The sequence below is a fragment of the Pseudomonas sp. NPDC087814 genome (assembly GCF_044742865.1).
Classification (GTDB): domain Bacteria; phylum Pseudomonadota; class Gammaproteobacteria; order Pseudomonadales; family Pseudomonadaceae; genus Aquipseudomonas.
The window spans coordinates 175,632-195,384 of record NZ_JBIUVK010000003.1 but is presented as its reverse complement, the minus strand read 5'-3'; the positions used below and the strand labels follow the sequence as shown (position 1 = coordinate 195,384).

Here is a 19,753-nt window from a genome sequence, read left to right as displayed (position 1 = left end):
CGTTCTCCGACCCGATCAACGCAACAGTGGCCGCAACAGTTCGCGGGCAATAATGTGGCGCTGGATTTCCGAAGTGCCTTCCCAGATCCGCTCGATCCGCGCGTTGCGCCAGATGCGCTCCACCGGGCCTTCGTCCATCAAACCCATGCCGCCGTAGATCTGCACCGCTTCATCGGCAACCTTGCCCAGTACTTCGCTGGCAAACAACTTGGCCATGCCGGCCTCGCCGTCGGTCATGGTGCCCTGGTCCATTTTCCAGGCGGTGTTCAGGGTCAGCAGTTCGGCCGCACGGATTTGCGTGGCCATGTCGGCGAGCTTGAACGAGATGCCTTGGTAGGTGCCGATGGGCTGGCCGAATTGCTTGCGGTCGGCCGCCCATTGCAGGGAAACGTCCAGCGCACGCTGGGCCTGGCCGACGCAGTTGGCAGCCACCATCACCCGGCCTGCGGTCAGCCAGGCATTGGCGACTTCCCAACCTTTGCCGACTTCGCCGAGGACTTTGGAGGCTGGTACGCGGCAGTCGTCGAAGAACATTTCATAAGTGTGGTAGCCGCGGTTGCTGACGCACTTGGGGCCCCGGCGAATGGTCATGCCCGGCGTGCCACGGTCCACCAGGAACGAGGTCACCGCATTGCGTTGGCGACCGTTGTGTTCGTAGGTGTCGGTAACGGCAAACACGATGGCGAAATCCGCGTGGCCGGCGTGGCTGATGAAGTGCTTGCTGCCATTGAGCACAAAGTCATCACCGCTGCGCACGGCGCGGGTCTTGATCGCATTGGCGTCGGAACCGGCACCCGGTTCGGTCAGGGCAAAGCAGTCGATCTTCTTGCCCTGCACGCACGGCAACAGGTACTCGCCAATCTGCGCGCCGGTGCAGGCCATGAGGATTTTCGACGGCCGGGCGACAAACACATGCAGCGCCCAGGAGACTTTCGACAACTCACGCTCGATCAACGCCTGTGACAGGTAATCCAGGCCGCCACCGCCGACGTCTTCCGGCATGTTGAAGGCATAGAAACCGGCAGCGATGGCCTTGTCACGAATCTGCGCGGCAAGCTCCGGCGAAACTTCATCGGCGCGGTCCACCGCCTCCTCGTGGGGCAACAACTCCTTGGCAACAAAACTGTGTACCGCGTCCACCAACATGTCTTGTTCTTGGCTGGGCTGGAAATTCATGGCGCTACCTGTCGATCGTTCGAGGGTGTTTTGAAGGGGAATCAGTTGCCGGAGAAGTTCGGTGGGCGCTTTTCCATCGAGGCGCGCAGGGCTTCAGCACCGTCGGCGCTGCGTCCACACAGCAGGCCGGCGGCGAGTTCCGCCTGGAGCTGCTCGGGCAGGCTGCGCCCGGCGCCTTCGCGGATGAGGGTTTTGGTCTGGGCAAACGCAAAGGTCGGGCCGTTGGCCAGGCGCGTGGCCAGCTCGGCGACGTGGGTATGCAGTTGCTCGTCGGCAACGACTTCGCCCACCAGCCCGGCGGCCAGGGCGCGGTCGGCGCTCCACAATTCATCGAGGAACAGCAGGCGCTTGGCTTGCTCGCTGCCGATCAGGCGCGGCAGATGCCAGCTGGCGCCGGCGTCCGGCGAGTAGGCCATGCTGGTGTAGCCGGCCTTGAAGCGTGCCGATTGCGCGGCGACGCGCAGGTCGCAGCACAGGGTGAGGTCCATGCCGGCACCGACCGCCGTGCCGTTGATGGCGGCGAGGGTAGGTTTGTCGAGGGTGTGCAGGCGGGTCATCAGGGCGTGGGCGGTTTCGGTCCAGCCGTAGGTTTCGAGGGCGCCACGGGCTTCGGCATCGGCCCATTCGGCAAGGTCGGCACCGGCGCAGAAGCTGCGACCGCTGCCGGTCAGTACCACCACGCGCACAGCCGGGTCGCGGTTGAAACCGTCCAGCAAGGCGTGCAGGTGCTTGAGGGTCGGGATGTCCAGGGCATTGCGCTGGGGGCCGCGATTGAGGGTGATCCAGGCAACGCCTGCCTGCACCTGAGTGAGCACGGACGGATCTGTAGTCATGGAATCCTCGAATTATTTTAATTGGCTTGAGGGGTGCGACATGGGGCGATACTAAACGAGTGTTCAGTAAGGAGGCAATCGGGTAACTGCAAATATTTTTCGAGGGGAAAATGCCGGCCCGGACATTGCGTCCAGGCGGCGCGGAATCGTCAGTTCAGGGTTTGATCTGGAAGCGCTTGCGCCCGCCCGACTGCAAGCCATCGACCCAGGCTTCGCAGATCTGGATGCCCTGCTCCGGGGTGAAGGTGCCGGGATTGAGCCCCGATTCCAGCCACAAGCCGTCGAGCAAGGCGCTCAAGGCGATGGCCGCCAAATCGGCATCGAACTGCTTCCAGCCCTCCTCCCCGGCCATGTCCACCAAGGCCGAACGCATGATGGTGCGGTACTCGCCATAGGAGTGTTCGTGGGCCTGGTTGATCGCCGGGGCCGTCTTGACCGCCCCCCAGAACACCAGCCAGGCATCCAGCAGTTGCGGGTCGAGCAATTCGGGGGAGAACGAGCCGCGGAAGAACGCCGACAGCCGCTCCCGCGGACTGGGCGGCGCCTTGGCCATCGTATCCCGCAGCAGGTCCATGACCTGCCGGGTGATTGACCGATAGGCCTCGGCCACCAGCTCATCCTTGCCCGAGTAGTGATGACTGATCAGCCCCACCGACACCCCGGCCTCGGCGCTGATCTTGCGGATCGACGCGCCCTGGAAGCCGTCGCGCTTGAGGCAGGCCAACGTCGCCTGCACCAGATTGGCCTTGCGCAACTCCGGTTCCATGCGGGAGAAACGGGATTCCTGGGTCATGAGGCGGTGTCCTTGGGTTGAGTCGGCTGGACGACTCTACCTCACTCCCGGAACCCCGGCGACACCCGATCCAGTAACCGCAGCAATGCCGCCCATGCCAGTTGCATGGCGTCCGGGTCTGCCAGTTCGCCCTCTTCCAGTGGCCGGCCTGGCTCATTGAACTGCCGCTCGGTGTATTCACACACGTGCGCAGGCGGCAGGATCAGCTTGCCGCACGCCTGGGCGGCGATCTGGATATCGCAGGCCTTCTCCAGGTAATACATGCGCAGGAACGCCTGGCTGACCGTCTCCCCTACCGTCAACAAACCATGGTTGCGCAGCATCAACACCGGCTTGTCGCCGAGGTCGCGCACCAGTCGCTGTTGCTCGTCCATGTCCAGCGCCACGCCTTCGTAGTCGTGGTAGGCGACCTTGCCGTAGAACTCCATGGAAATCTGGTTCACCGGCAACAGCCCGCATTCCAGGGCCGCCACCGCACAGCCGGCGCGGGTATGGGTGTGCAGCACGCACTGCGCATCTTCGCGGGCGCCGTGAATCGCGCTGTGAATCACAAACCCCGCCGGGTTGACGCCATGGGCCGAAGCCTCGACCGCACGTCCGTCCAGGCCGATCTTCACCAGGCTGGAGGCGGTGATCTCCTCGAACATCAGCCCATAGGGGTTGATCAAAAAGTGATGCTCGGGCCCCGGGATACGCACCGAGATATGGGTGAAAATCAAATCGCTCATGCGAAAGTGCGCGATCAGCCGGTAGCAGGCGGCAAGCTCTTCGCGCAGCTGTCGTTCGGTGGCCCCAGGCATTTTTATTCTCCAGGCGGGTGGGTGATGTGGTTGACGCTAATCCAGTCACCAGTAAAAAAACAAGTTGATTTTTTACTGAGGCTGACCTCCTATAGAAAAATAATAACAACAGCGCCTGGAGTATTCGCACCATGTCGCCCCATGCCTTTCCGCATCTTTTTGAACCGTTGGTACTGCGTGGCAAACGCCTGAAAAATCGCATCATGTCCAGCGGGCACGACACCTCGATGCCCACCGACAACCAGGTCAACGAGCAGTTGATCGCCTACCACCGGGCACGCGCCGAAGGCGGCGTGGGGTTGATTGTGTTGCAGGTGGCCGGGGTGCACGACAGCGCCCGCTACACCTCCCATGTGCTGATGGCCACCGATGACAGCTGCATCGACGGCTATCGCCGACTGGCCGAAACCTGCCACGCCCACGGCACCGTGGTGCTGTCGCAGATTTTCCATCCAGGGCGGGAAATCATGGAGTCGGCCGCCGGTTTGCTGGCGGTGGCTTACTCGGCTTCCGGGGTGCCCAACGAACGCTTCCGGGTGATGCCGCGCGCCCTTGACCAGACAATGATCGACGAGATCGTCGCCGGCTACGGCGCTGCGGCAAGGCGCCTGTATCAGGCCGGGATTGACGGTGTGGAAGTGGTCGCCAGCCATGGTTACCTGCCTGCGCAATTTCTCAACCCGCGGGTGAATCGCCGCACCGACGGCTACAACGGCGAGCTGGAACAACGCCTGCGTTTCCTGCGGGAAATCATCGCCACGGTGCGTGCCGAAACCGACGAGCACTTCATCATCGGGCTACGCATTTCTGCCGATGAACGCGACCCCGAAGGCCTGACCGAAGAGGATTCCCTGGCCGCCGTGCAACAGCTGCAATCACACCTGGATTACGTGCACATCGTCGCCGGCACCTCGGCCTCCCTCGGCGGCGCGATCCATATCGTGCCGCCCATGGCGATTGCCCCGGCGTACCTGGCGGCAGAAGCGGCGACGTTCAAGACGCACCTGTCGATTCCGCTGTTCGTCACCGGGCGCATCAACCAGCCCCAGGAGGCCGAATTGATGCTGCAACGCGGCCAGGCCGATGTGTGCGGCATGACCCGCGCACTGATCTGCGACCCGCGCATGCCGGCCAAGACCTCAAGCGGCCATGCCGAGGATGTACGGGCGTGCATCGCCTGCAATCAGGCGTGCATCGGCCACTTCCACAAAGGCCTGCCGATCTCCTGCATCCAGCATCCCGAGACCGGCCGCGAATTGCAGTTTGGCCAACTGCAACCGGCACTGCGACGCCAGCGGATCATGGTCGCCGGTGGCGGCCCGGCAGGGATGAAAGCGGCAGCGGTGGCGGCGCAGCGCGGACATGAGGTGACCTTGTATGAAGCCAGTGCCCAATTGGGCGGCCAAGTGCTTCTGGCGCAGTTACTGCCCCGGCGCAGCGAGTTCGGCGGGGCCAGTACCAACCTGCAGCGCGAGATGGAACTGGCCGGGGTCCGCGTGGTGCGCAACACCCGCGTCGACCGCGCATTGGTGGAACGCGAACAACCTGACCGGGTGATCATCGCCACCGGCGCCGAGCCCTACTGGCCGGCCTTCGAACGCGGCGGCGAGCTACAGGTGGTGGATGCCTGGCAAGTGCTGCGCGATGAGGTGCAACTGGGCCGTTCGGTGGTCGTCGTGGACTGGCGTTGCGACTGGATCGGCCCGGGCATTGCCGAGCGCCTCACCCGTGCCGGCCATCAGGTGCAACTGGCGGTGAACGGCACCCATTGCGGGGAAAACCTGCCGTTGTACGTGCGTGACCAACTGGCCGGCGAACTGCATCGGCTGGGCATTCCGATCATCCCTTACGCCCGTTTGTACGGCTGCGACGACACTACCGTCTACCTGCAACACACCGCCAGCGGCGAGCCGATGCTGCTGGAAAATATCGACACCCTGGTGTTGTGCCAGGGCCACCAGCCGGTGGACACTCTGGGCGCAGAACTGGAAGGCCTGGTGGCGTTCACGCGGATCGGCGATTGCCTGGCGCCGCGTACCGCCGAAGAGGCGATTTATGAAGGATTGAAAGTAGCGTGGGACATTTGAACGACCAACCGCCACAGCTGTTTCTCGGCACCCGCATCCGCGGCTTGCGCAAGGCCCGGGGCATGACGCTTACCGAATTGGCGCAGATGAGCGAATTGACGGCCGGCTATATCAGCCAACTGGAACGCAACCTCGCCTACCCGTCGATCCCGGCCTTGTTCAACATCGCCCGCAGCCTGGGGGTGACGATCCAGTGGTTTTTTGCCAGTGAGACCACGCCGGCAGCGGAGGATGAAGGTTTTGTGGTGCGCAGGAACAATCGCCAGAGCATTCACTATGAGGACGGGATCGTCGACCAGTTGCTGACGCCCCTGCCCAATCATCAATTGGAGATGCTGCACTCGCGCTTTCCACCGGGCACCTATAGCCAGCAGAGCTATAGCCATGAGGGTGAAGAGGCGGGTTATGTGTTGAGCGGAACGTTTGAGTTATGGGTGGGCGAGCGGCATTTTCAGCTGGCTGAAGGCGACAGTTTCAGCTTCCCCAGCAGTGAGCCCCATCGCTATGGCAACCCCGGAAAGGTGGATGCGGTGGTGATCTGGGTGATTACGCCGCCGACGTTTTAGACCGTTGGGGCAACTAAGGACGTTTCCTACGATACGCGGGGAGTTCTGGATGGGGGCCATCAGTAGTCGGTAAAAACGGCTCTTGCTATAAAACCGACTACTTTTTTATGAGGGTGCCGGTCATGTTTGAGTCGTTTGCGTGGTTCAAGAAACCCACTGAGGAAGATCTGGAAAATATCAGGGCTATCAAGCGGTACAAAACCATGAGGATAGTGGGTGAGTGGGGTATTTCTGTCGACCCGGCGGAAATCGCCAACTCACCCGAGTTCAAGGAACACAAGCGCAAGATACGTGAACTGATATTCAAATAACCCATGGGGCTACTACTGATACTGCCGTTACTGGTGAGTGGCTATTTGGTGTGTTTGAAACACCCCGGCCATTACTGCCGCCTCCACCGCTTTGAGGGCCAGTTACTCTATCTACAGGTCGCAAGATTAGGCTGGACCTGCCTCGTACTGTCGTTCGTACTGACCACTTTGATTCTTTGCCTGTCCAAACAGCCGCTGCAACTGGCTGGCCAGACAATCCCCATTGATTACAGTGCTTATCTGGGCAAGCTGCTGATAGAGCTGGATATTGCCACCGAGAGAAATCATGGCCTCTGGGTATTTTTGCTCCAGGTCGGCCTGACAGCCATGATCATTCCCTACTGCTGGGCGCGATTATTTGTGCGTTGGCGTCGACGAAGACTGCAACTTGCTTCAGAGGAGGAACTGAACCAGCAATTGATGCTCGAGCTTCTAACGGGGCGCCCCCTCAGGACCCTACTCAGGGAATCCATTGCGCGCGGCTCTCAATGCATGTTCACGCTGAACGATCGGAATGTTTATGTGGGCGTTGTTTCATCCATCTGCGAGCCGAATGAGTCCGAAGGTATAGATCACGCCTTCAGTCTGATTCCGACCTGCAGCGGCTATCGCGACAAGGACACCTTGGAAATCATCCTCGATACTGAATACCCGGATGCGTCAGACGCTATTTCCATCATGCTGCTCCAGGAAGCGGTGGTATCAGCCACCCGCTTTGACCCTGCGACGTGGATGTCTTTCCAATCCCGCATACGGGCGAAACCCCAGCCTATCCGGAGCTATCGTCGTGAGTCGGCACGCAGGAAAAAGACGCCAGGTGCCTGCGCCTGAGGTCCTCCCGCCAAACAGTAAACCTTCCAGCCATTCCCACATCTACCCGCCGGTTTCAGTGCACACAAAAACGCAACACTGAACTGCATCGATTGTGATGGCCGCGTCACACCGGGGTTTATATAGTCGTCCCTACTGCAACCCGCCATGAGCCAGCCGGCCCATCACAAGGAAGCGTTCGATGACTGACCTGCATACCCTTACGGCCGCCGAACTGCTGGCGCAATTTGCCAGCCGGCAACTCGCGCCCATCGACTACTACGACCAACTCCTGGCCCACATCGACCGCTGGGAGCCGCAGATCAACGCGCTCTATGCCTTCGACCCGCAACAGGTGCGCCAGCAGGCCCAGGCCTCCACCGAGCGCTGGAACAAGGGCCAACCCAACGGCGCCCTTGATGGCGTACCGGTGACTCTCAAGGAATTGATCGCCACCGAAGGCGTGCCCATTCCCCTCGGCAGCGCGGCCACCCGCCTGACCCCGGCCCTCAGGGACGCACCGCCCGCAGCCCGCATGCGTGAAGCGGGCGCGATAATCCTGGCCAAGACCACCAACCCGGACTTCGGCATGCTGTCTTCCGGCCTGTCGAGCTTCCACGGCATCACCCGCAACCCGTGGAACACCGCCAACAACACCGGCGGTTCCAGCTCCGGTGCCGCCGCAGCGGCCGCCGCCGGTTACGGCCCGCTGCACGTGGGCACCGACATCGGTGGCTCGGTGCGCCTGCCCGCCGCCTGGTGCGGCTTGGTGGGATTCAAGCCGACCCTGGGGCGCATCCCCATCGACCCGTACTACACCGGCCGCGCCGCCGGGCCCATGACCCGCACCGTCGACGACTGCGTGCTGTTGATGCAACACCTGGCCCGCCCCGATGCCCGCGATGCCACCAGCCTGCCGCCGCTCACCACCCAGTGGAGTAACCAGCCGCTCTCGGTCAAGGGCCTGCGCGTCGGCCTGATGCTTGAACCCGGCGCAGGCATGCAGCCTGAAGGCTTCGTCTGTGAAGCCGTGGAGCAAGCCGCGCGGCTGTTCGAAGCCCACGGCGCCAAGGTCACGCTGATCCCGCCAATCATGGACCGCGCACAACTCGATGGCCTCGACCATTTCTGGCGCGCCCGCCAGTGGGGCGATTTGTCGGCCCTGAGCAGCGAGCAGTTCGACAAGGTCTTGCCGTACATCCGCGACTGGGCCGCGCCGGGCGCCGAGATCAGCGGCGTACAAGCCGTAAAGGGTTTCAACCAGACCTTTGAAATGCGCCGCCGCGCCGCGCAGGTGTTCACCGAACTCGACCTGGTGCTGTCCCCCACCAACCAGGTCAATGCGTTCCCGGCCGAGTGGCCATCACCGAGCAACAACCCGCAACTGCCGTTCGAACACATCGTGTTCACGGTGCCGTGGAACATGGGCGAGCAACCGGCGTTGTCGATCAACTGCGGTTTCGCCGCCGATGGCATGCCCATCGGCCTGCAGATGATCGCCCCGCGTTTTGCCGATCAATGGCTGCTGCAAATCGCTAAAACCTACGAGAGCTGGCGTGGCGCAATCCACCACTGGCCGAATCCTTCCTGACTTTTGACGCTGTAAGAACTGCCCACCCACACGCCAGCTCCGGGCCCTCTTGGCCTGGAGCTCGGACGACCTATAACTAAAATCGAGGGGCTGGTATGCACACTGAGCAATTGACACGATCCGATCCTGATCACGCACCCGAAACACCGTCCCCGGACGCCGGCAAAAAGAGCATCTTCGCCGTGGTCCTGGGCAACGCCGTGGAGTTTTTCGACTTTGGTGTGTACGCAACCTTTGCGGTGATGATCGGCCACACGTTCTTCCCGTCCGACAGCGCTTTCGTCAGCCTGATGCTGTCGGTCACGGCGTTCGGTATCGGCTTTATCGTCCGGCCCCTGGGCGCAGTACTGATCGGCGCCTACGCCGACCGCGTCGGGCGCAAACCGGCGATGCTGTTGACCCTGGTGATGATGGCCGTGGGCACCGGCAGCATCGCGATATTGCCCGGTTACGAGACCATCGGTATCGCGGCGCCGATCCTGCTGGTGCTCACCCGCATGATCCAGGGCCTGGCCTGGGGCGGTGAAGCCGGCCCCGCCACCACCTACATCCTCGAAGCGGCGCCACCCCACAAACGCGGGACCTACGCCTGCTGGCAAGTAGTCGCCCAGGGCGTCGCAGCCATGGTGGCCGGGCTGGTAGGGTTCACCCTGACCAAGGTCATGTCCCCGGAAGACCTCAACAGCTGGGGCTGGCGCGTGCCGTTCGTGTTCGGCCTGCTGGTGTTGCCGATCGGCATCTACATCCGCCGCAACCTCGCCGAAACCTTCCACGGCCACGGCGAGCAAACCAGCACCGGCGACCTGGTACGGGAAGTCTGCGGCAAGCACCGGCGCGCACTGGTGCTGGGGTTGCTGATCCTTTCCGGCAGCACCATCACCCAGTACTTCCTCAACTACATGACCACCTTCGCCCTCACCGAACTGAAGCTGCCCACCAGCATCTCGATGCTCTCGACCCTGGTGGCCGGCGCAGCGATGGCCGTGTGCGCGGTGGCCGGCGGCATGCTCTGCGACCGCTTCGGGCGCCGTACGATCCTGATGACACCGCGGGTGGTGTTGCTGTTGATTTTGTTCCCGGCCCTGCAACTGATGACCGAGCACCCAAGCCCGGCGACCTTCCTGTTGACCCTGGCGGTACTCTCGGGCCTGCACGGCATGAGTGGCGCGGCGCTGATCGTGTTGCTGGTGGAAAGCTTCCCGAAATCCGTGCGCTCCACCGGTTTCTCCATCGTCTACGCCTTCGGTGTGGCGGCGTTTGGCGGCACCGCGCAGATCATCATCACCTGGCTGATCGGCACCACCGGCGACCCGATGTCGCCGGTCTGGTACCTGCTGATCGCCAACCTGGTGTGCCTCACCGCCGCCTGGTTCGCCAAGGAAACCCGTCCGCCGCTGCCCGGCAGCCCGGCCCGCGAAACCCGGCTCACAGAAGCTTCGGTTCGCTGAATACCTTTTCCCACTGTCCCGCGTCTTTTCGCCACCGACCGGCAGCACCTGAAGGCCTGCCGGGACGGTCGCCTTACGTCTGATTTGTATGGGGATTTACCATGTATCCACGTCTTTTGCTGGCCGTCACCCTGGCGTCCAGCACCCAGGCTTTCGCCCAGGAAAACGCCCAGGCCAGCGCACCGGGCTTCCTCGAAGGCAGCACCCTGGACCTGAACCTGCGCCACTACTATTCCAACCAGCACACCCAACGCACCACCCACTTGAGCATCAAGAAAGCCGGCGGCGTCGAGCCCACGCGTGTACGGGAAACCTGGGTGCAGACCAGCATGCTCAAGTACAGCTCCGGCTACACCCAGGGCCTGATTGGCGTGGGTGTGGACGCGGGGATCTTCAGCGCGGTCAACCTGGAGCGCGGCCACGGCAAGGTGGCCAATGGCGGCGACCGGGTGCTGGTGGACGGCGACGGCGATGCGATTCCCACCTGGAGCCGCCTGGGGGTGGGCGACGTGCGTTTTCGCCTGTCGAGCACCGAGATCAAGGCGGGCCGGCTGATGACCGACAATCCGATCCTGCGTTACAAGGACAACCGCGCCCTGCCCTCCAGCTTCCAGGGCGTGGGCTTGTTCAGCAACGAATTCGACTGGCTGTCGGTGCAGGGCGGCAGCTTCGAGCGGGCGATTCCACGCACCGGCACCGGCGCCGAAAAGCTCACCACCACCTTCGGCAACCGCGCCTACAGCGGCGCACGCATCAGCTACCTGGGAGCCACGGTAAAACCGGGTTACGGGCTGGAAGCCAGCGTCTACGCGTCGCGTTTCGAAGACATGTGGGACCAGACCTACGTCGGCCTGACCCACCGCATCGGTGACAAAAGCGACATCGCCTTGAAGACCGCCTTCAACTACTACCACACCAGCGACTCGGGCGACAAAAACCTCGGCTACATCGACAATAACGCCGCCAGCCTGGCCTTCACCGCCACGCACCTGGCCCACAGCCTGACCCTGGCCTGGCAGCAGGTATTCGGCAACGAATACTTCGACTACGTGTGGGAGTCCACCGGCAACTACATGGCCAACTCGCTGTACTCGGACTACAACGGCCCCAACGAAAAGTCCTGGCAGTTGCGCTACGACCTGGACTTCGCCGCCTACGGTGTGCCCGGCCTCACCGCCAGCCTGTGGCACGCCAAGGGTTGGGACATCGACGGCACCCATTACGATGGCGACCGCAACGGCCACAACACCGGCTACAACGTGCGCAGCCTGGATGGCGCCAAGCACAACGAAAACGGCTTGATGCTGGCCTATGTGATTCAGTCCGGAACACTCAAGAACACCGTACTGCGCACCATCGTCTACAACCATCGCGCCAGCGGCGGGCAGATTGACGGCAGCTACGATGAGTTCCGCCTCGTCGCCAATGTGCCGATCAACATCTTCTGAGGCTCAGGCTCAGTTCAGCGAACAACGCTGCATCGCCCCCGCCAGCATTTCCTGGCACTTGAGCACCGCCACCGAGCGGGGGCGGTTGCGGTACACGCAGAGGTCGATGCGGATGCGGCCGAGGTCTTCATCGGCGATCGGCACGGCGACCAGGCCGTCGCCCAGGTCCCGCACGTCTGCCTCGACCTGGGGCAAAATCAGCACCGCTGCCCGTTGCCGGGCCAGGCTCTTCTGCACTTCCAGGGAGCTGGTGGTGAACACCGGTTCGAGGGTGACGCCGCGTTTTTTTGCCGCCACTTCCAGGGCCTGGCGCACGCCGTAGGCCGAGTCGGGAATCGCCAGGGGCTGGCCTTGCAGTTCGCTCAATTCGATGCTGTCGCGCTGGGCGAAGGGGTGTTCGGCGCTGACCAGCACCCGGTGCCATAACTGGCAGTGGGCGGTGACTTCGACGTCGGCGCGCTCTTGCAGGTAGAACGCCAGGCCCAGGTCCGCCTCGCCGCTGCACAGGGCGTCGAGGGTGGCCGAGGCGCTGGCGATCACGATGTTGAAGGTGACCTTGGGGTGGGCGCGGTAGAAGGTGGCGAGCACCGGGGCGAGCACGGTGGAAACGATACTTTCTGACACATGGATGCTGATGTTACCGGCCACCTGGCTTTGGCGGCTGGCGATGACTTCGCGTACCTGGTCGAGGCCGCGCAGGGTTGAGGTGACTTGTTCGGCCAGGCACTCGCCCTCGGCGGTGAGGCGGATGCCGCGGGGGCCGCGCTCAATCAGGGCGGCGCCGAAGAAGTGTTCCAGGTGTTCGATCTGGCGGCTGACGGCGGTGGGGGTGACGTAAAGACGTTCGGCGGCCTTACGCAGGGAGGCGCAGCGGGCGACCTCGTGGAAATATCGCAAGGCGCGTAGTTGCATGGGGGGTGCTCCTTTTTTGGGGGGTTGGATTGGGGGGGACGCAATTACTGCGCCATGCGGGTGTACATATCCGTTTCTTCGGTCACGGCGTCCTGCCGGTTTACCCGCTCTGCACTACCCGCGTTCGCTCAGATCAAGATCAAAAGCAAATCTGCTTTTCTGTGGGAGCTGGCTTGCCTGCGATGCAGACAACTCGGTGCATCAGGTACACCCAGTTGATGCCATCGCAGGCAAGCCAGCTCCCACATTTGACCGTGCCCGCTTTAGCTTTTGATTTTGCTTCTAAACACTCAAGCCGGCCGGTAGGCCGCTGTGCTCTTGCTTTTGATCTTGATTTTGATCTTAGGCGCCCCGTTAAACCACGCTGGCCGAACGCAGGCTTTGGAGCGTGGGTAACCCGGCAGGACGCCGGGTTAGCCGTCCTGGGCCAAGGATGGCCCATGACGGCGGCCCACGGTCCAAAGCCGGAGTGAGGGCACACCGAGCCTAGGCGAGGTGCCGAGTGGTGGGGCAAGAGCCTTTTGGTTACTTTTGGGCTGTTCAAAAGTGACCCGCTGTAAGAGCGGAACCAATACAAGCCATCACCCAAAAACGGATATGCCCCCAAAAAGAAGCATCACCCATTAGCCAGCTCTTCCAGATGATCCATCAACTCCTGCGGCTTAAGCACCAACACATCACTGTCCACCGCATCCAGCACTACCTCCGCCGTATTCCCGATCAACGCCCCTGAAATCCCGGTGCGCGCCACCGTACCTATGATGGTCACCGCCGCCTGCCATTTGTGCGCCGCATGAGGAATCAACACATCCGCCGGCCCTTCCTCGATATGCAGATGAGTGTCGTCAATATCGAACTCCGCCTGAAACGCCTTGCACTGCTCACGATACCGGGCCTCGATCGTCTCCTTGAGCTGAAACACCGGATCCGCCGCCGACAGCATTGGCGACGGATGCGCACTGATCACATGCAACTGCGCCTTGGCCAGGCTCGCGATATCAAACCCATGATCAATGATCGCGTTATGCAACGCCTGATGCTCGGCATCAGAATTGCCCACATCGATGGCCGCCAAAATCACCCCGCCAGCCCAAGGCCTGGACGTCTTCACCAGCAGCACCGGAGTCGGGCAGTAGCGCATCAACTTCCAGTCGGCAGGCGTCAACAGCGCCTTTTTCAGCGGGCTGTCAGCGAAATGCTGCTTGACCACCAACCCACAACCCTCTGCCTGCTGCACGTCGATGATGGTTTCATGCAGGCTGTCATTCCACGCCTGTTCAGTCGTGACGCTGTAGCCATCCTCCTGCAAACCGGCCTTCAGCAGGCTCAACATCGCAGAATGCTCGTGCTTCTTGTCACACACCAACAAATGCAAATGTGCCCCGGTGACGCCGGCAATCAGCTTGGCGCGCTTGAGGGCCAGGCTTTCCGAATGCTCAGGCTCGATGACCACCAGGATGCTGCGTATGGCTTGCATGGTCGGGTTCTCCAAAAAAGGGTGGGCGTGGAACAACTATAGTTGCTGCCCGGCACACGTCATGTTGATGCACATCAAGCCCGGTAGCTGGCGGTCTGCGGCGCGGTCGGTATAATCGCCGGCCTTTTGTGAATCTTTGCCCGTGAGCCCGATGAACCTGCCAGAAATCCACGAATTCCTCGGTTGCCGCACCCCCGACGGCTGGGTCCAGGCCGCGTTGGCCGACCAGGAAACCCTGCTGATCGACCACAAGAACTGTGAATTCAAGGCCGCCAGCACCGCCTTGAGCCTGATCGCCAAGTACCATTCCCACGTCGACCTGATCAACCTGATGTCACGCCTGGCCCGGGAAGAACTGGTGCACCATGAGCAAGTCATGCGCCTGATGAAGAAGCGCAAGATCGAGCTGCGCCAACTGTCCGCCGGCCGCTACGCTTCGGGTTTGCGCAAGGTGGTGCGCAGCCATGAACCGGTCAAACTGGTGGATACCCTGGTGGTCGGCGCGTTTATCGAAGCCCGCAGTTGCGAGCGTTTCGAAGCACTGGTGCCGCATTTGGACGAAGAACTCGGCAAGTTCTATTTCGGCCTGCTGAAAAGCGAGGCCCGGCATTTCCAGGGTTATCTGAAACTGGCTTACCAGTACGGCGACGCCAAGGACATCGCCCAGGTCATCGACCGTGTACGCGCCGCCGAGCAGGAACTGATCGAGTCACCGGACGTCGAGTTCCGCTTTCACAGCGGCGTGCCAGCCTGACGCAACCGCTGCACCGAGCAACGCGGTGATCCCGGCGAGTATCAGGATCACCGCCTGCGTCCCCAGCGGCGCCGCCAGCAGTGCGATCAGCAACCCGGCCAGCGGCTGCGAGAGGTTGTTGAGCAAGGTCAGCACGCCCACCGTCTTGCCAAAGTCCCGGGCCGGGATTACCCGTTGTCGGACGCTGCGGATGTACACGTTGAACATCTTGTCGAAACCGGTCAGCAGCAGGAAACCCACGGCATAAGCCCACACATTCGGGCTGATGGCCGTGATCAACGCTCCCACGGCAATCATCGAATACGACAAACCGCCCAGCACCTTGAGCGGCAGGGAAGCGCGCGCCAGGAAAAACAGGATGGCGATGGTCACCAGCGCGCCGGCCGCCTGCAACCCGGCGTAGGTGTCCTTGCCGGCGGCGTATTGGCCAATGACCATCGCGGCGGAAGTGGCGAGGGTGACGCCGATGATCAGGTTCACACCCACCGCCAGGGCGATAATCCTTTTCAGCTCCGGCAGGTCGCGGATATGCCCGAAGGCAACGCGCAACGGTTGCAGCCAGATGTCGTTGTGCTGCTCGAAAGTTTCAAGATTGACCGTGGTGTGGCGTTGCCAGATGCGCATCGCCAGGTCCGCCAGCAGGAACAGCCCGGCAACCCCCAGCACGACCCAGTGCCAGGCCCAGACGCCCAACATCAGCGCCGCCACCAGCGGGCCCAGCACCAGCCCGGTCTGGTCGGCAATCTGCGAGTAGGACAAGGTCTTGGCGTAGGTGTAATGCTTGAAGATATGCGGCAGCAGCACCTCCCGGGCCATGATGCCCTGGGTGGTCAACACGCCGCACAGCGCCGAAAGCATGACAATCCAGTAAATCCCGTCGAACATTCCATACAGCAGCACCGCCGCCACACACGCCAGCGCCCGGTACACCTGGCTGATATGCAGGACGCGCACGGCGGGATATTTGTCGCACAACGCCCCGCACACCGGGAACGACAGGTACCGCGGCAAGGATTCGACAAAAAACGCCAGGCCCGCCCACGACACACTGTTGGTGGTCTGGAACACGATCAGCGGCACGATGAACAACAGAATCTGGTCGGCCAGGCGTGACAGAAACAACGAAATGAAGAAAGCCAGGTAATCCTTGCGCATGGTGTGCTCGTGTCCGTGAGTCAAATCGTCGTCAGTAGCCGGAGCCGGATTTATCCGTGAGATTGTGGCGCTCGTCGCCCTTGAGCGGCGGGTTGAATACGCTGACCAGCACCAGGTCCTGCTCCTTTCCGCCTCTTAGATAATGGCAGTCGTGTTGGTCCAGCGCATAAATATCACCGGGGCGGATCGGGTAGACGTTACCGTCCATATCTTCGACTTCACCCTCACCGGCGATGCAGTAGCAAGCCTCCAGGTGATTACGGTATTGCAGCAGTGACTCGGTGCCGGCACGCACGACGGTGTGGCAGACGGTATAACCCATCCCGTCCTTTTCCGTCAGCAACCGATGGCTGGTGCCAGCGCCCCATTCGACAAAGTGCGCGGTGTTTTCAATGTCTGATTTGTGACGAACGAACATGGTTTTCTCCCGCTATGTAGGTAGAGGGCCATGATTCTCTTGTGTTTGCGGTGTTGTCATCAGCGACATTTCCGAAAAGCGTGTGGGGCGCATCTGGCGGACGGTACCGAGTTAAAGACTGCGGTGAAACTGTTAAAAACTCTTAAAAGCATGAAGCTTCGTCGGCCAGTGATGGCCAGCTGCTTTAGTCTGCCGGCTTGCCACCTATAATGCGCACACTTCAATCCGCGCGTGCACTGGAAATTTATGGATAACTTGGGTCTCGGCAAGGTCTTGCTCGTGGAGGACGATGAGAAGCTGGCAGGGCTGATCGCCCATTTCCTGTCCCAGCATGGCTTCGAGGTGCTGGCCGTGCACCGCGGCGACCTGGCGCTGGCGGCGTTCCTGGAGTTCAAGCCGAAGATCGTCGTGCTCGACCTGATGCTGCCCGGCCAGAGCGGCCTGCATGTGTGCCGTGAAATTCGCAACGTGTCCGACACACCCATCGTGATCCTCACCGCCAAGGAAGACGACCTCGACCACATCCTCGGCCTGGAGTCCGGCGCCGATGATTATGTGATCAAGCCGATCAAGCCGCCTGTGCTGCTGGCTCGCCTGCGCGCCCTGCAACGTCGCCAGGCGCCGGAACCCACGGTGCGCGGCGCCCTTGAGTTCGGCCGCCTGGCCATCGACCGCAGTTGCCGGGTGGTGAGCCTGGGCGGGGAGAAGATCGACCTGACCACCATGGAATTCGAACTGCTGTGGTTGCTGGCCAGCGCCGCCGGGAAAATCCTCTCCCGCGATGACATTCTCAACCGCATGCGCGGTATTGCCTTTGACGGGCTCAACCGCAGCGTCGACGTGTACATCAGCAAGCTGCGCGGCAAGCTCAATGACAACCCCCGGGAGCCGGTGTGCATCAAGACCATCTGGGGCAAGGGCTACCTGTTCAATCCGTTCGCCTGGGAGGTCTAGATGTTAAGGCTGTTTCTGCGTCTGTATATCATCCTGGCCATTGGCTTGGCCGGGGCGATCTGGCTGGTGAACTACACCTTCGATGAGCTGTTGCCGGAGGCCAACGAAACCTACAACCGCGAAGCCCTGCGCGGCCCGGCGTATGGGGTGGTGGAACAATTGCGGCCGGTGACGGGGGAAGCGCGCGCCGCACGCCTGGCCGAGTTGCAACCGCACTATGGGCTGCGCCTGGCGCTGGTGCAGCGGGACACGCTGAAACTTACCGAGCGTGAACAGCAACTGCTGGCCAGTGGCGAGTTGGTGGTGCGTGGGGATTTCATGGAGTTCATCTCCAACATCGACGGCGGCCACCAACTGCTGGAAATCAAACTGCCGGAAGAGCCCAAGTGGCTGTACATGTGGGCCTATGGCTTCCTCGGGCTGTGCCTGGCGATTGTCCTGTACTTCTGGGTTCGGCCCCATTGGCGTGACCTGGAGCATATCCGCCTGGCCGCGCAACGTTTCGGTGACAACGATCTCGGCTCGCGCATCCTGCTGCCGCGCCGTTCTACCGTGCGCGAGCTGGCGGGGCACTTCAACCAGATGGCCGAGCGCATTGAAAGCCTGATCGCCAACCAGCGCGAGTTGACCAACGCCGTGTCTCACGAGCTGCGTACGCCGATTGCGCGGCTGTCGTTTGAGCTCGACCAGCTCAAGCAACAGGCCGATCCACGGGAGAGCCGCGCACTGATCGCCGACATGTATGCCGACCTCGGCGAGCTGGAAGAAATGGTCTCGGAACTGTTGACCTACGCCAGCCTGGAGCGCGGCGCCACGCAGATCACCCGGGAAAGCATCGAGGCCCACAGCTGGCTCGACAGTGTGATCGGCAGCGTCGCTTTGGAGGCCGAGGCGGCAGGCGTGCAGTTGCTGCTGCGCACCTGTGAAGTCGATTACATCCGTATCGAGCCGCGCTTTATGGCACGGGCGGTGATCAACCTGTTGCGCAATGCAATTCGCTATGCAGACCGGCGTGTGGAAGTGTCGCTGGTGAAGTTTGGCACCGGCTATGAAGTTCGAGTGAATGACGATGGGCCCGGTGTGCCGGTGGAAGGGCGAGGGAAGATTTTCGAGCCGTTCCTGCGCCTGGACGCCAGCCGTGACCGCCGCACCGGTGGCTTCGGCCTCGGCCTGGCGCTGGTGCGGCGGGTGTGCCAATGGCATGGCGGGCAGGTTGAAGTGCTGGATTCGGAGTGGGGCGGGGCATCGTTTCGGATGACCTGGGCGTATGCCGAGTAATCATCCAGGAGCCATGGAGATCAAATGTGGGAGCGGGCTTGCTCGCGAAGGCGGTGAATCAGTCGCCGGATACATTGACTGAAACACCGCCTTCGCGAGCAAGCCAGCTCCCACATTTTGATTGGGTTACCAAAGTTAGAACGTGTACTCGACCATCCCCATCACCGACGTCTGCAAGCGTCTCTCCACAATCGGGCTTTGCCCGGCCTTGTCTGCCAGGTACTGCACATCCAGCAGCGTCGAAAACTGTGTGTGTTCGCTGATCGGCAAGCTCCACACCAGATTCATCCCGTTGCTGATGTTGCCGCCGCTGGCCTTGTAGGCCTTGAAGCGACTCTGTGCGGCCTGGCCGGTGGTCACGCCGTACCAGGTCTGCAGGTAGTTGCTGTCGCCAAAATGGCTGCTGAGGCTGGCATCCAGCGAACCGTAGTCGCCGTCGTACAGGTTGGTGCCCAGGCTCAGTTCCAGATGGGTGAACGCCTTGCCGGAATCCTTGTGATCATCTTCCTCAAGCGCATGCTCCAGGGTTGCGCCGAGAATCACCCCGCCCAGGTTATAGCTGCCACTGACACCCACCTGGGGGCGAGTCTTGATCTCGCCCATGCCCTTGAGTTTCTTCGAGCCCGGGCGCCCGGTCTTGCTTTCGTCCTTGCGTGAGCCGCTGGCGCCGACGTAGGCGCTGAAGCTCGCACCGCCGCCGTCATAACCCCAGCCCAGGCCCTTGTCGGTGTCGAGGAAAATCCCCCACGGGCTGACGATGGCCGCCCCCAGCACCGGCGCGGTGACTCGCTCGTCGCTGCCGCTGTAGCGGGGCAGGTTGGCCACGCCGGCCTTGAGGGTGTATTCCCAGTCGTCGGCCAGCAGGGTGTCGGCGCTTGCAAGCAAGCACAGCGACGTCAGGGACAGGCACAGGTGTTTTGAACGCATGATGGTCTTCATGTG

The 19,753-nt window shown here is 62.0% G+C and carries 19 protein-coding genes; 10 read left to right on the top strand and 9 right to left on the bottom strand.

Features of this window, described 5'->3' with window-relative positions; genetic code table 11:
• Nucleotides 1-15: 15 nt before the first annotated feature.
• The 4 genes from ACIOMR_RS04240 to ACIOMR_RS04225 form a co-directional block, all read right to left on the bottom strand.
• Nucleotides 16-1,176 (bottom strand): acyl-CoA dehydrogenase family protein, encoded by a 1,161-nt coding sequence (locus ACIOMR_RS04240; protein ID WP_401192422.1) that lies wholly within the window; start codon nucleotides 1,174-1,176, stop codon nucleotides 16-18.
• A 41-nt stretch (nucleotides 1,177-1,217) separates the two neighbouring features.
• Entirely contained in the window at nucleotides 1,218-2,009 is a 792-nt protein-coding gene (locus ACIOMR_RS04235; RefSeq protein ID WP_023658721.1) for an enoyl-CoA hydratase/isomerase family protein, read from the bottom strand.
• 154 nt (nucleotides 2,010-2,163) lie between these two features.
• Entirely contained in the window at nucleotides 2,164-2,802 is a 639-nt protein-coding gene (locus ACIOMR_RS04230; RefSeq protein ID WP_401192419.1) for a TetR family transcriptional regulator C-terminal domain-containing protein, read from the bottom strand.
• 41 nt (nucleotides 2,803-2,843) lie between these two features.
• Nucleotides 2,844-3,602 carry a class II aldolase/adducin family protein gene (locus ACIOMR_RS04225; RefSeq protein ID WP_177022036.1) on the bottom strand — a complete coding sequence of 253 codons (759 nt, stop codon included), beginning with the start codon at nucleotides 3,600-3,602 and terminating at the stop codon, nucleotides 2,844-2,846.
• Nucleotides 3,603-3,733: 131 nt separating this feature from the next.
• Between ACIOMR_RS04225 and ACIOMR_RS04220 the strand changes: the two genes are divergently transcribed.
• From ACIOMR_RS04220 to ACIOMR_RS04190, 7 genes are all read left to right on the top strand, one after another.
• A complete protein-coding gene (locus ACIOMR_RS04220) occupies nucleotides 3,734-5,689 on the top strand; it encodes an FAD-dependent oxidoreductase (protein ID WP_177036918.1) in 1,956 nt (651 codons plus the stop codon).
• Nucleotides 5,677-6,255, top strand: a complete 579-nt coding sequence (locus tag ACIOMR_RS04215) for a helix-turn-helix domain-containing protein (protein ID WP_023658720.1) — start codon at nucleotides 5,677-5,679, stop codon at nucleotides 6,253-6,255. The genes ACIOMR_RS04220 and ACIOMR_RS04215 overlap by 13 nt, the downstream gene beginning before the upstream one ends.
• A 122-nt stretch (nucleotides 6,256-6,377) precedes the next feature.
• Entirely contained in the window at nucleotides 6,378-6,566 is a 189-nt protein-coding gene (locus tag ACIOMR_RS04210) for a hypothetical protein (RefSeq protein WP_003208968.1), read from the top strand.
• Between the two features lie 3 nt (nucleotides 6,567-6,569).
• Nucleotides 6,570-7,397, top strand: a complete 828-nt coding sequence (locus ACIOMR_RS04205) for a hypothetical protein (RefSeq protein WP_087694888.1) — start codon at nucleotides 6,570-6,572, stop codon at nucleotides 7,395-7,397.
• Nucleotides 7,398-7,578: 181 nt separating this feature from the next.
• Entirely contained in the window at nucleotides 7,579-8,967 is a 1,389-nt protein-coding gene (locus tag ACIOMR_RS04200) for an amidase (RefSeq protein WP_087694889.1), read from the top strand.
• Nucleotides 8,968-9,062: 95 nt separating this feature from the next.
• Nucleotides 9,063-10,415, top strand: coding sequence for a citrate-proton symporter (locus ACIOMR_RS04195; RefSeq protein WP_008436037.1), 1,353 nt, complete (start codon nucleotides 9,063-9,065; stop codon nucleotides 10,413-10,415).
• A gap of 101 nt (nucleotides 10,416-10,516) precedes the next feature.
• Nucleotides 10,517-11,863: an OprD family outer membrane porin gene (locus ACIOMR_RS04190; protein ID WP_102368688.1), complete on the top strand. Its 1,347-nt coding sequence runs from the start codon at nucleotides 10,517-10,519 to the stop codon at nucleotides 11,861-11,863.
• A gap of 9 nt (nucleotides 11,864-11,872) precedes the next feature.
• On the opposite strand, the gene ACIOMR_RS04185 is transcribed toward ACIOMR_RS04190, so the two are convergent.
• Entirely contained in the window at nucleotides 11,873-12,775 is a 903-nt protein-coding gene (locus ACIOMR_RS04185; protein ID WP_003208975.1) for a LysR family transcriptional regulator, read from the bottom strand.
• 616 nt (nucleotides 12,776-13,391) lie between these two features.
• Nucleotides 13,392-14,252, bottom strand: coding sequence for a universal stress protein (locus ACIOMR_RS04180; RefSeq protein ID WP_003217553.1), 861 nt, complete (start codon nucleotides 14,250-14,252; stop codon nucleotides 13,392-13,394).
• 151 nt (nucleotides 14,253-14,403) lie between these two features.
• Between ACIOMR_RS04180 and ACIOMR_RS04175 the strand changes: the two genes are divergently transcribed.
• Nucleotides 14,404-15,006: a tRNA-(ms[2]io[6]A)-hydroxylase gene (locus tag ACIOMR_RS04175; protein ID WP_008431008.1), complete on the top strand. Its 603-nt coding sequence runs from the start codon at nucleotides 14,404-14,406 to the stop codon at nucleotides 15,004-15,006.
• Here ACIOMR_RS04175 and ACIOMR_RS04170 read toward each other — a convergent pair.
• Together ACIOMR_RS04170 and ACIOMR_RS04165 are read right to left on the bottom strand one after the other, a co-directional pair.
• On the bottom strand, nucleotides 14,962-16,161 hold the full coding sequence (locus tag ACIOMR_RS04170) for an MFS transporter (protein ID WP_087693019.1): 1,200 nt from the start codon (nucleotides 16,159-16,161) through the stop codon (nucleotides 14,962-14,964). The two genes, ACIOMR_RS04175 and ACIOMR_RS04170, sit on opposite strands and share 45 nt — an antisense overlap.
• Before the next feature lie 31 nt (nucleotides 16,162-16,192).
• Nucleotides 16,193-16,579 (bottom strand): ectoine synthase, encoded by a 387-nt coding sequence (locus ACIOMR_RS04165; protein WP_003217559.1) that lies wholly within the window; start codon nucleotides 16,577-16,579, stop codon nucleotides 16,193-16,195.
• 246 nt (nucleotides 16,580-16,825) lie between these two features.
• Between ACIOMR_RS04165 and ACIOMR_RS04160 the strand changes: the two genes are divergently transcribed.
• A complete protein-coding gene (locus ACIOMR_RS04160; protein WP_003217561.1) occupies nucleotides 16,826-17,533 on the top strand; it encodes a winged helix-turn-helix domain-containing protein in 708 nt (235 codons plus the stop codon).
• On the top strand, nucleotides 17,534-18,811 hold the full coding sequence (locus ACIOMR_RS04155) for an ATP-binding protein (protein ID WP_401192407.1): 1,278 nt from the start codon (nucleotides 17,534-17,536) through the stop codon (nucleotides 18,809-18,811).
• A gap of 135 nt (nucleotides 18,812-18,946) precedes the next feature.
• Here ACIOMR_RS04155 and ACIOMR_RS04150 read toward each other — a convergent pair whose 3' ends face one another.
• Nucleotides 18,947-19,750, bottom strand: a complete 804-nt coding sequence (locus tag ACIOMR_RS04150) for a MipA/OmpV family protein (RefSeq protein ID WP_003217565.1) — start codon at nucleotides 19,748-19,750, stop codon at nucleotides 18,947-18,949.
• Nucleotides 19,751-19,753 lie beyond the last annotated feature (3 nt).

What these genes read in the sequence shown, in the direction of transcription:
- ACIOMR_RS04205 (WP_087694888.1), top strand. Translation starts at nt 6,570, where the DNA reads ATGGGGCTACTACTGATACTGCCGTTACTGGTGAGTGGCTATTTGGTG.
- ACIOMR_RS04210 (WP_003208968.1), top strand. Translation starts at nt 6,378, where the DNA reads ATGTTTGAGTCGTTTGCGTGGTTCAAGAAACCCACTGAGGAAGATCTG.
- ACIOMR_RS04230 (WP_401192419.1), bottom strand. Translation starts at nt 2,802, where the DNA reads ATGACCCAGGAATCCCGTTTCTCCCGCATGGAACCGGAGTTGCGCAAG.
- ACIOMR_RS04225 (WP_177022036.1), bottom strand. Translation starts at nt 3,602, where the DNA reads ATGCCTGGGGCCACCGAACGACAGCTGCGCGAAGAGCTTGCCGCCTGC.
- ACIOMR_RS04165 (WP_003217559.1), bottom strand. Translation starts at nt 16,579, where the DNA reads ATGTTCGTTCGTCACAAATCAGACATTGAAAACACCGCGCACTTTGTC.
- ACIOMR_RS04220 (WP_177036918.1), top strand. Translation starts at nt 3,734, where the DNA reads ATGTCGCCCCATGCCTTTCCGCATCTTTTTGAACCGTTGGTACTGCGT.
- ACIOMR_RS04150 (WP_003217565.1), bottom strand. Translation starts at nt 19,750, where the DNA reads ATGAAGACCATCATGCGTTCAAAACACCTGTGCCTGTCCCTGACGTCG.
- ACIOMR_RS04180 (WP_003217553.1), bottom strand. Translation starts at nt 14,252, where the DNA reads ATGCAAGCCATACGCAGCATCCTGGTGGTCATCGAGCCTGAGCATTCG.
- ACIOMR_RS04235 (WP_023658721.1), bottom strand. Translation starts at nt 2,009, where the DNA reads ATGACTACAGATCCGTCCGTGCTCACTCAGGTGCAGGCAGGCGTTGCC.
- ACIOMR_RS04195 (WP_008436037.1), top strand. Translation starts at nt 9,063, where the DNA reads ATGCACACTGAGCAATTGACACGATCCGATCCTGATCACGCACCCGAA.
- ACIOMR_RS04190 (WP_102368688.1), top strand. Translation starts at nt 10,517, where the DNA reads ATGTATCCACGTCTTTTGCTGGCCGTCACCCTGGCGTCCAGCACCCAG.
- ACIOMR_RS04170 (WP_087693019.1), bottom strand. Translation starts at nt 16,161, where the DNA reads ATGCGCAAGGATTACCTGGCTTTCTTCATTTCGTTGTTTCTGTCACGC.
- ACIOMR_RS04240 (WP_401192422.1), bottom strand. Translation starts at nt 1,176, where the DNA reads ATGAATTTCCAGCCCAGCCAAGAACAAGACATGTTGGTGGACGCGGTA.
- ACIOMR_RS04200 (WP_087694889.1), top strand. Translation starts at nt 7,579, where the DNA reads ATGACTGACCTGCATACCCTTACGGCCGCCGAACTGCTGGCGCAATTT.
- ACIOMR_RS04175 (WP_008431008.1), top strand. Translation starts at nt 14,404, where the DNA reads ATGAACCTGCCAGAAATCCACGAATTCCTCGGTTGCCGCACCCCCGAC.
- ACIOMR_RS04155 (WP_401192407.1), top strand. Translation starts at nt 17,534, where the DNA reads ATGTTAAGGCTGTTTCTGCGTCTGTATATCATCCTGGCCATTGGCTTG.
- ACIOMR_RS04160 (WP_003217561.1), top strand. Translation starts at nt 16,826, where the DNA reads ATGGATAACTTGGGTCTCGGCAAGGTCTTGCTCGTGGAGGACGATGAG.
- ACIOMR_RS04185 (WP_003208975.1), bottom strand. Translation starts at nt 12,775, where the DNA reads ATGCAACTACGCGCCTTGCGATATTTCCACGAGGTCGCCCGCTGCGCC.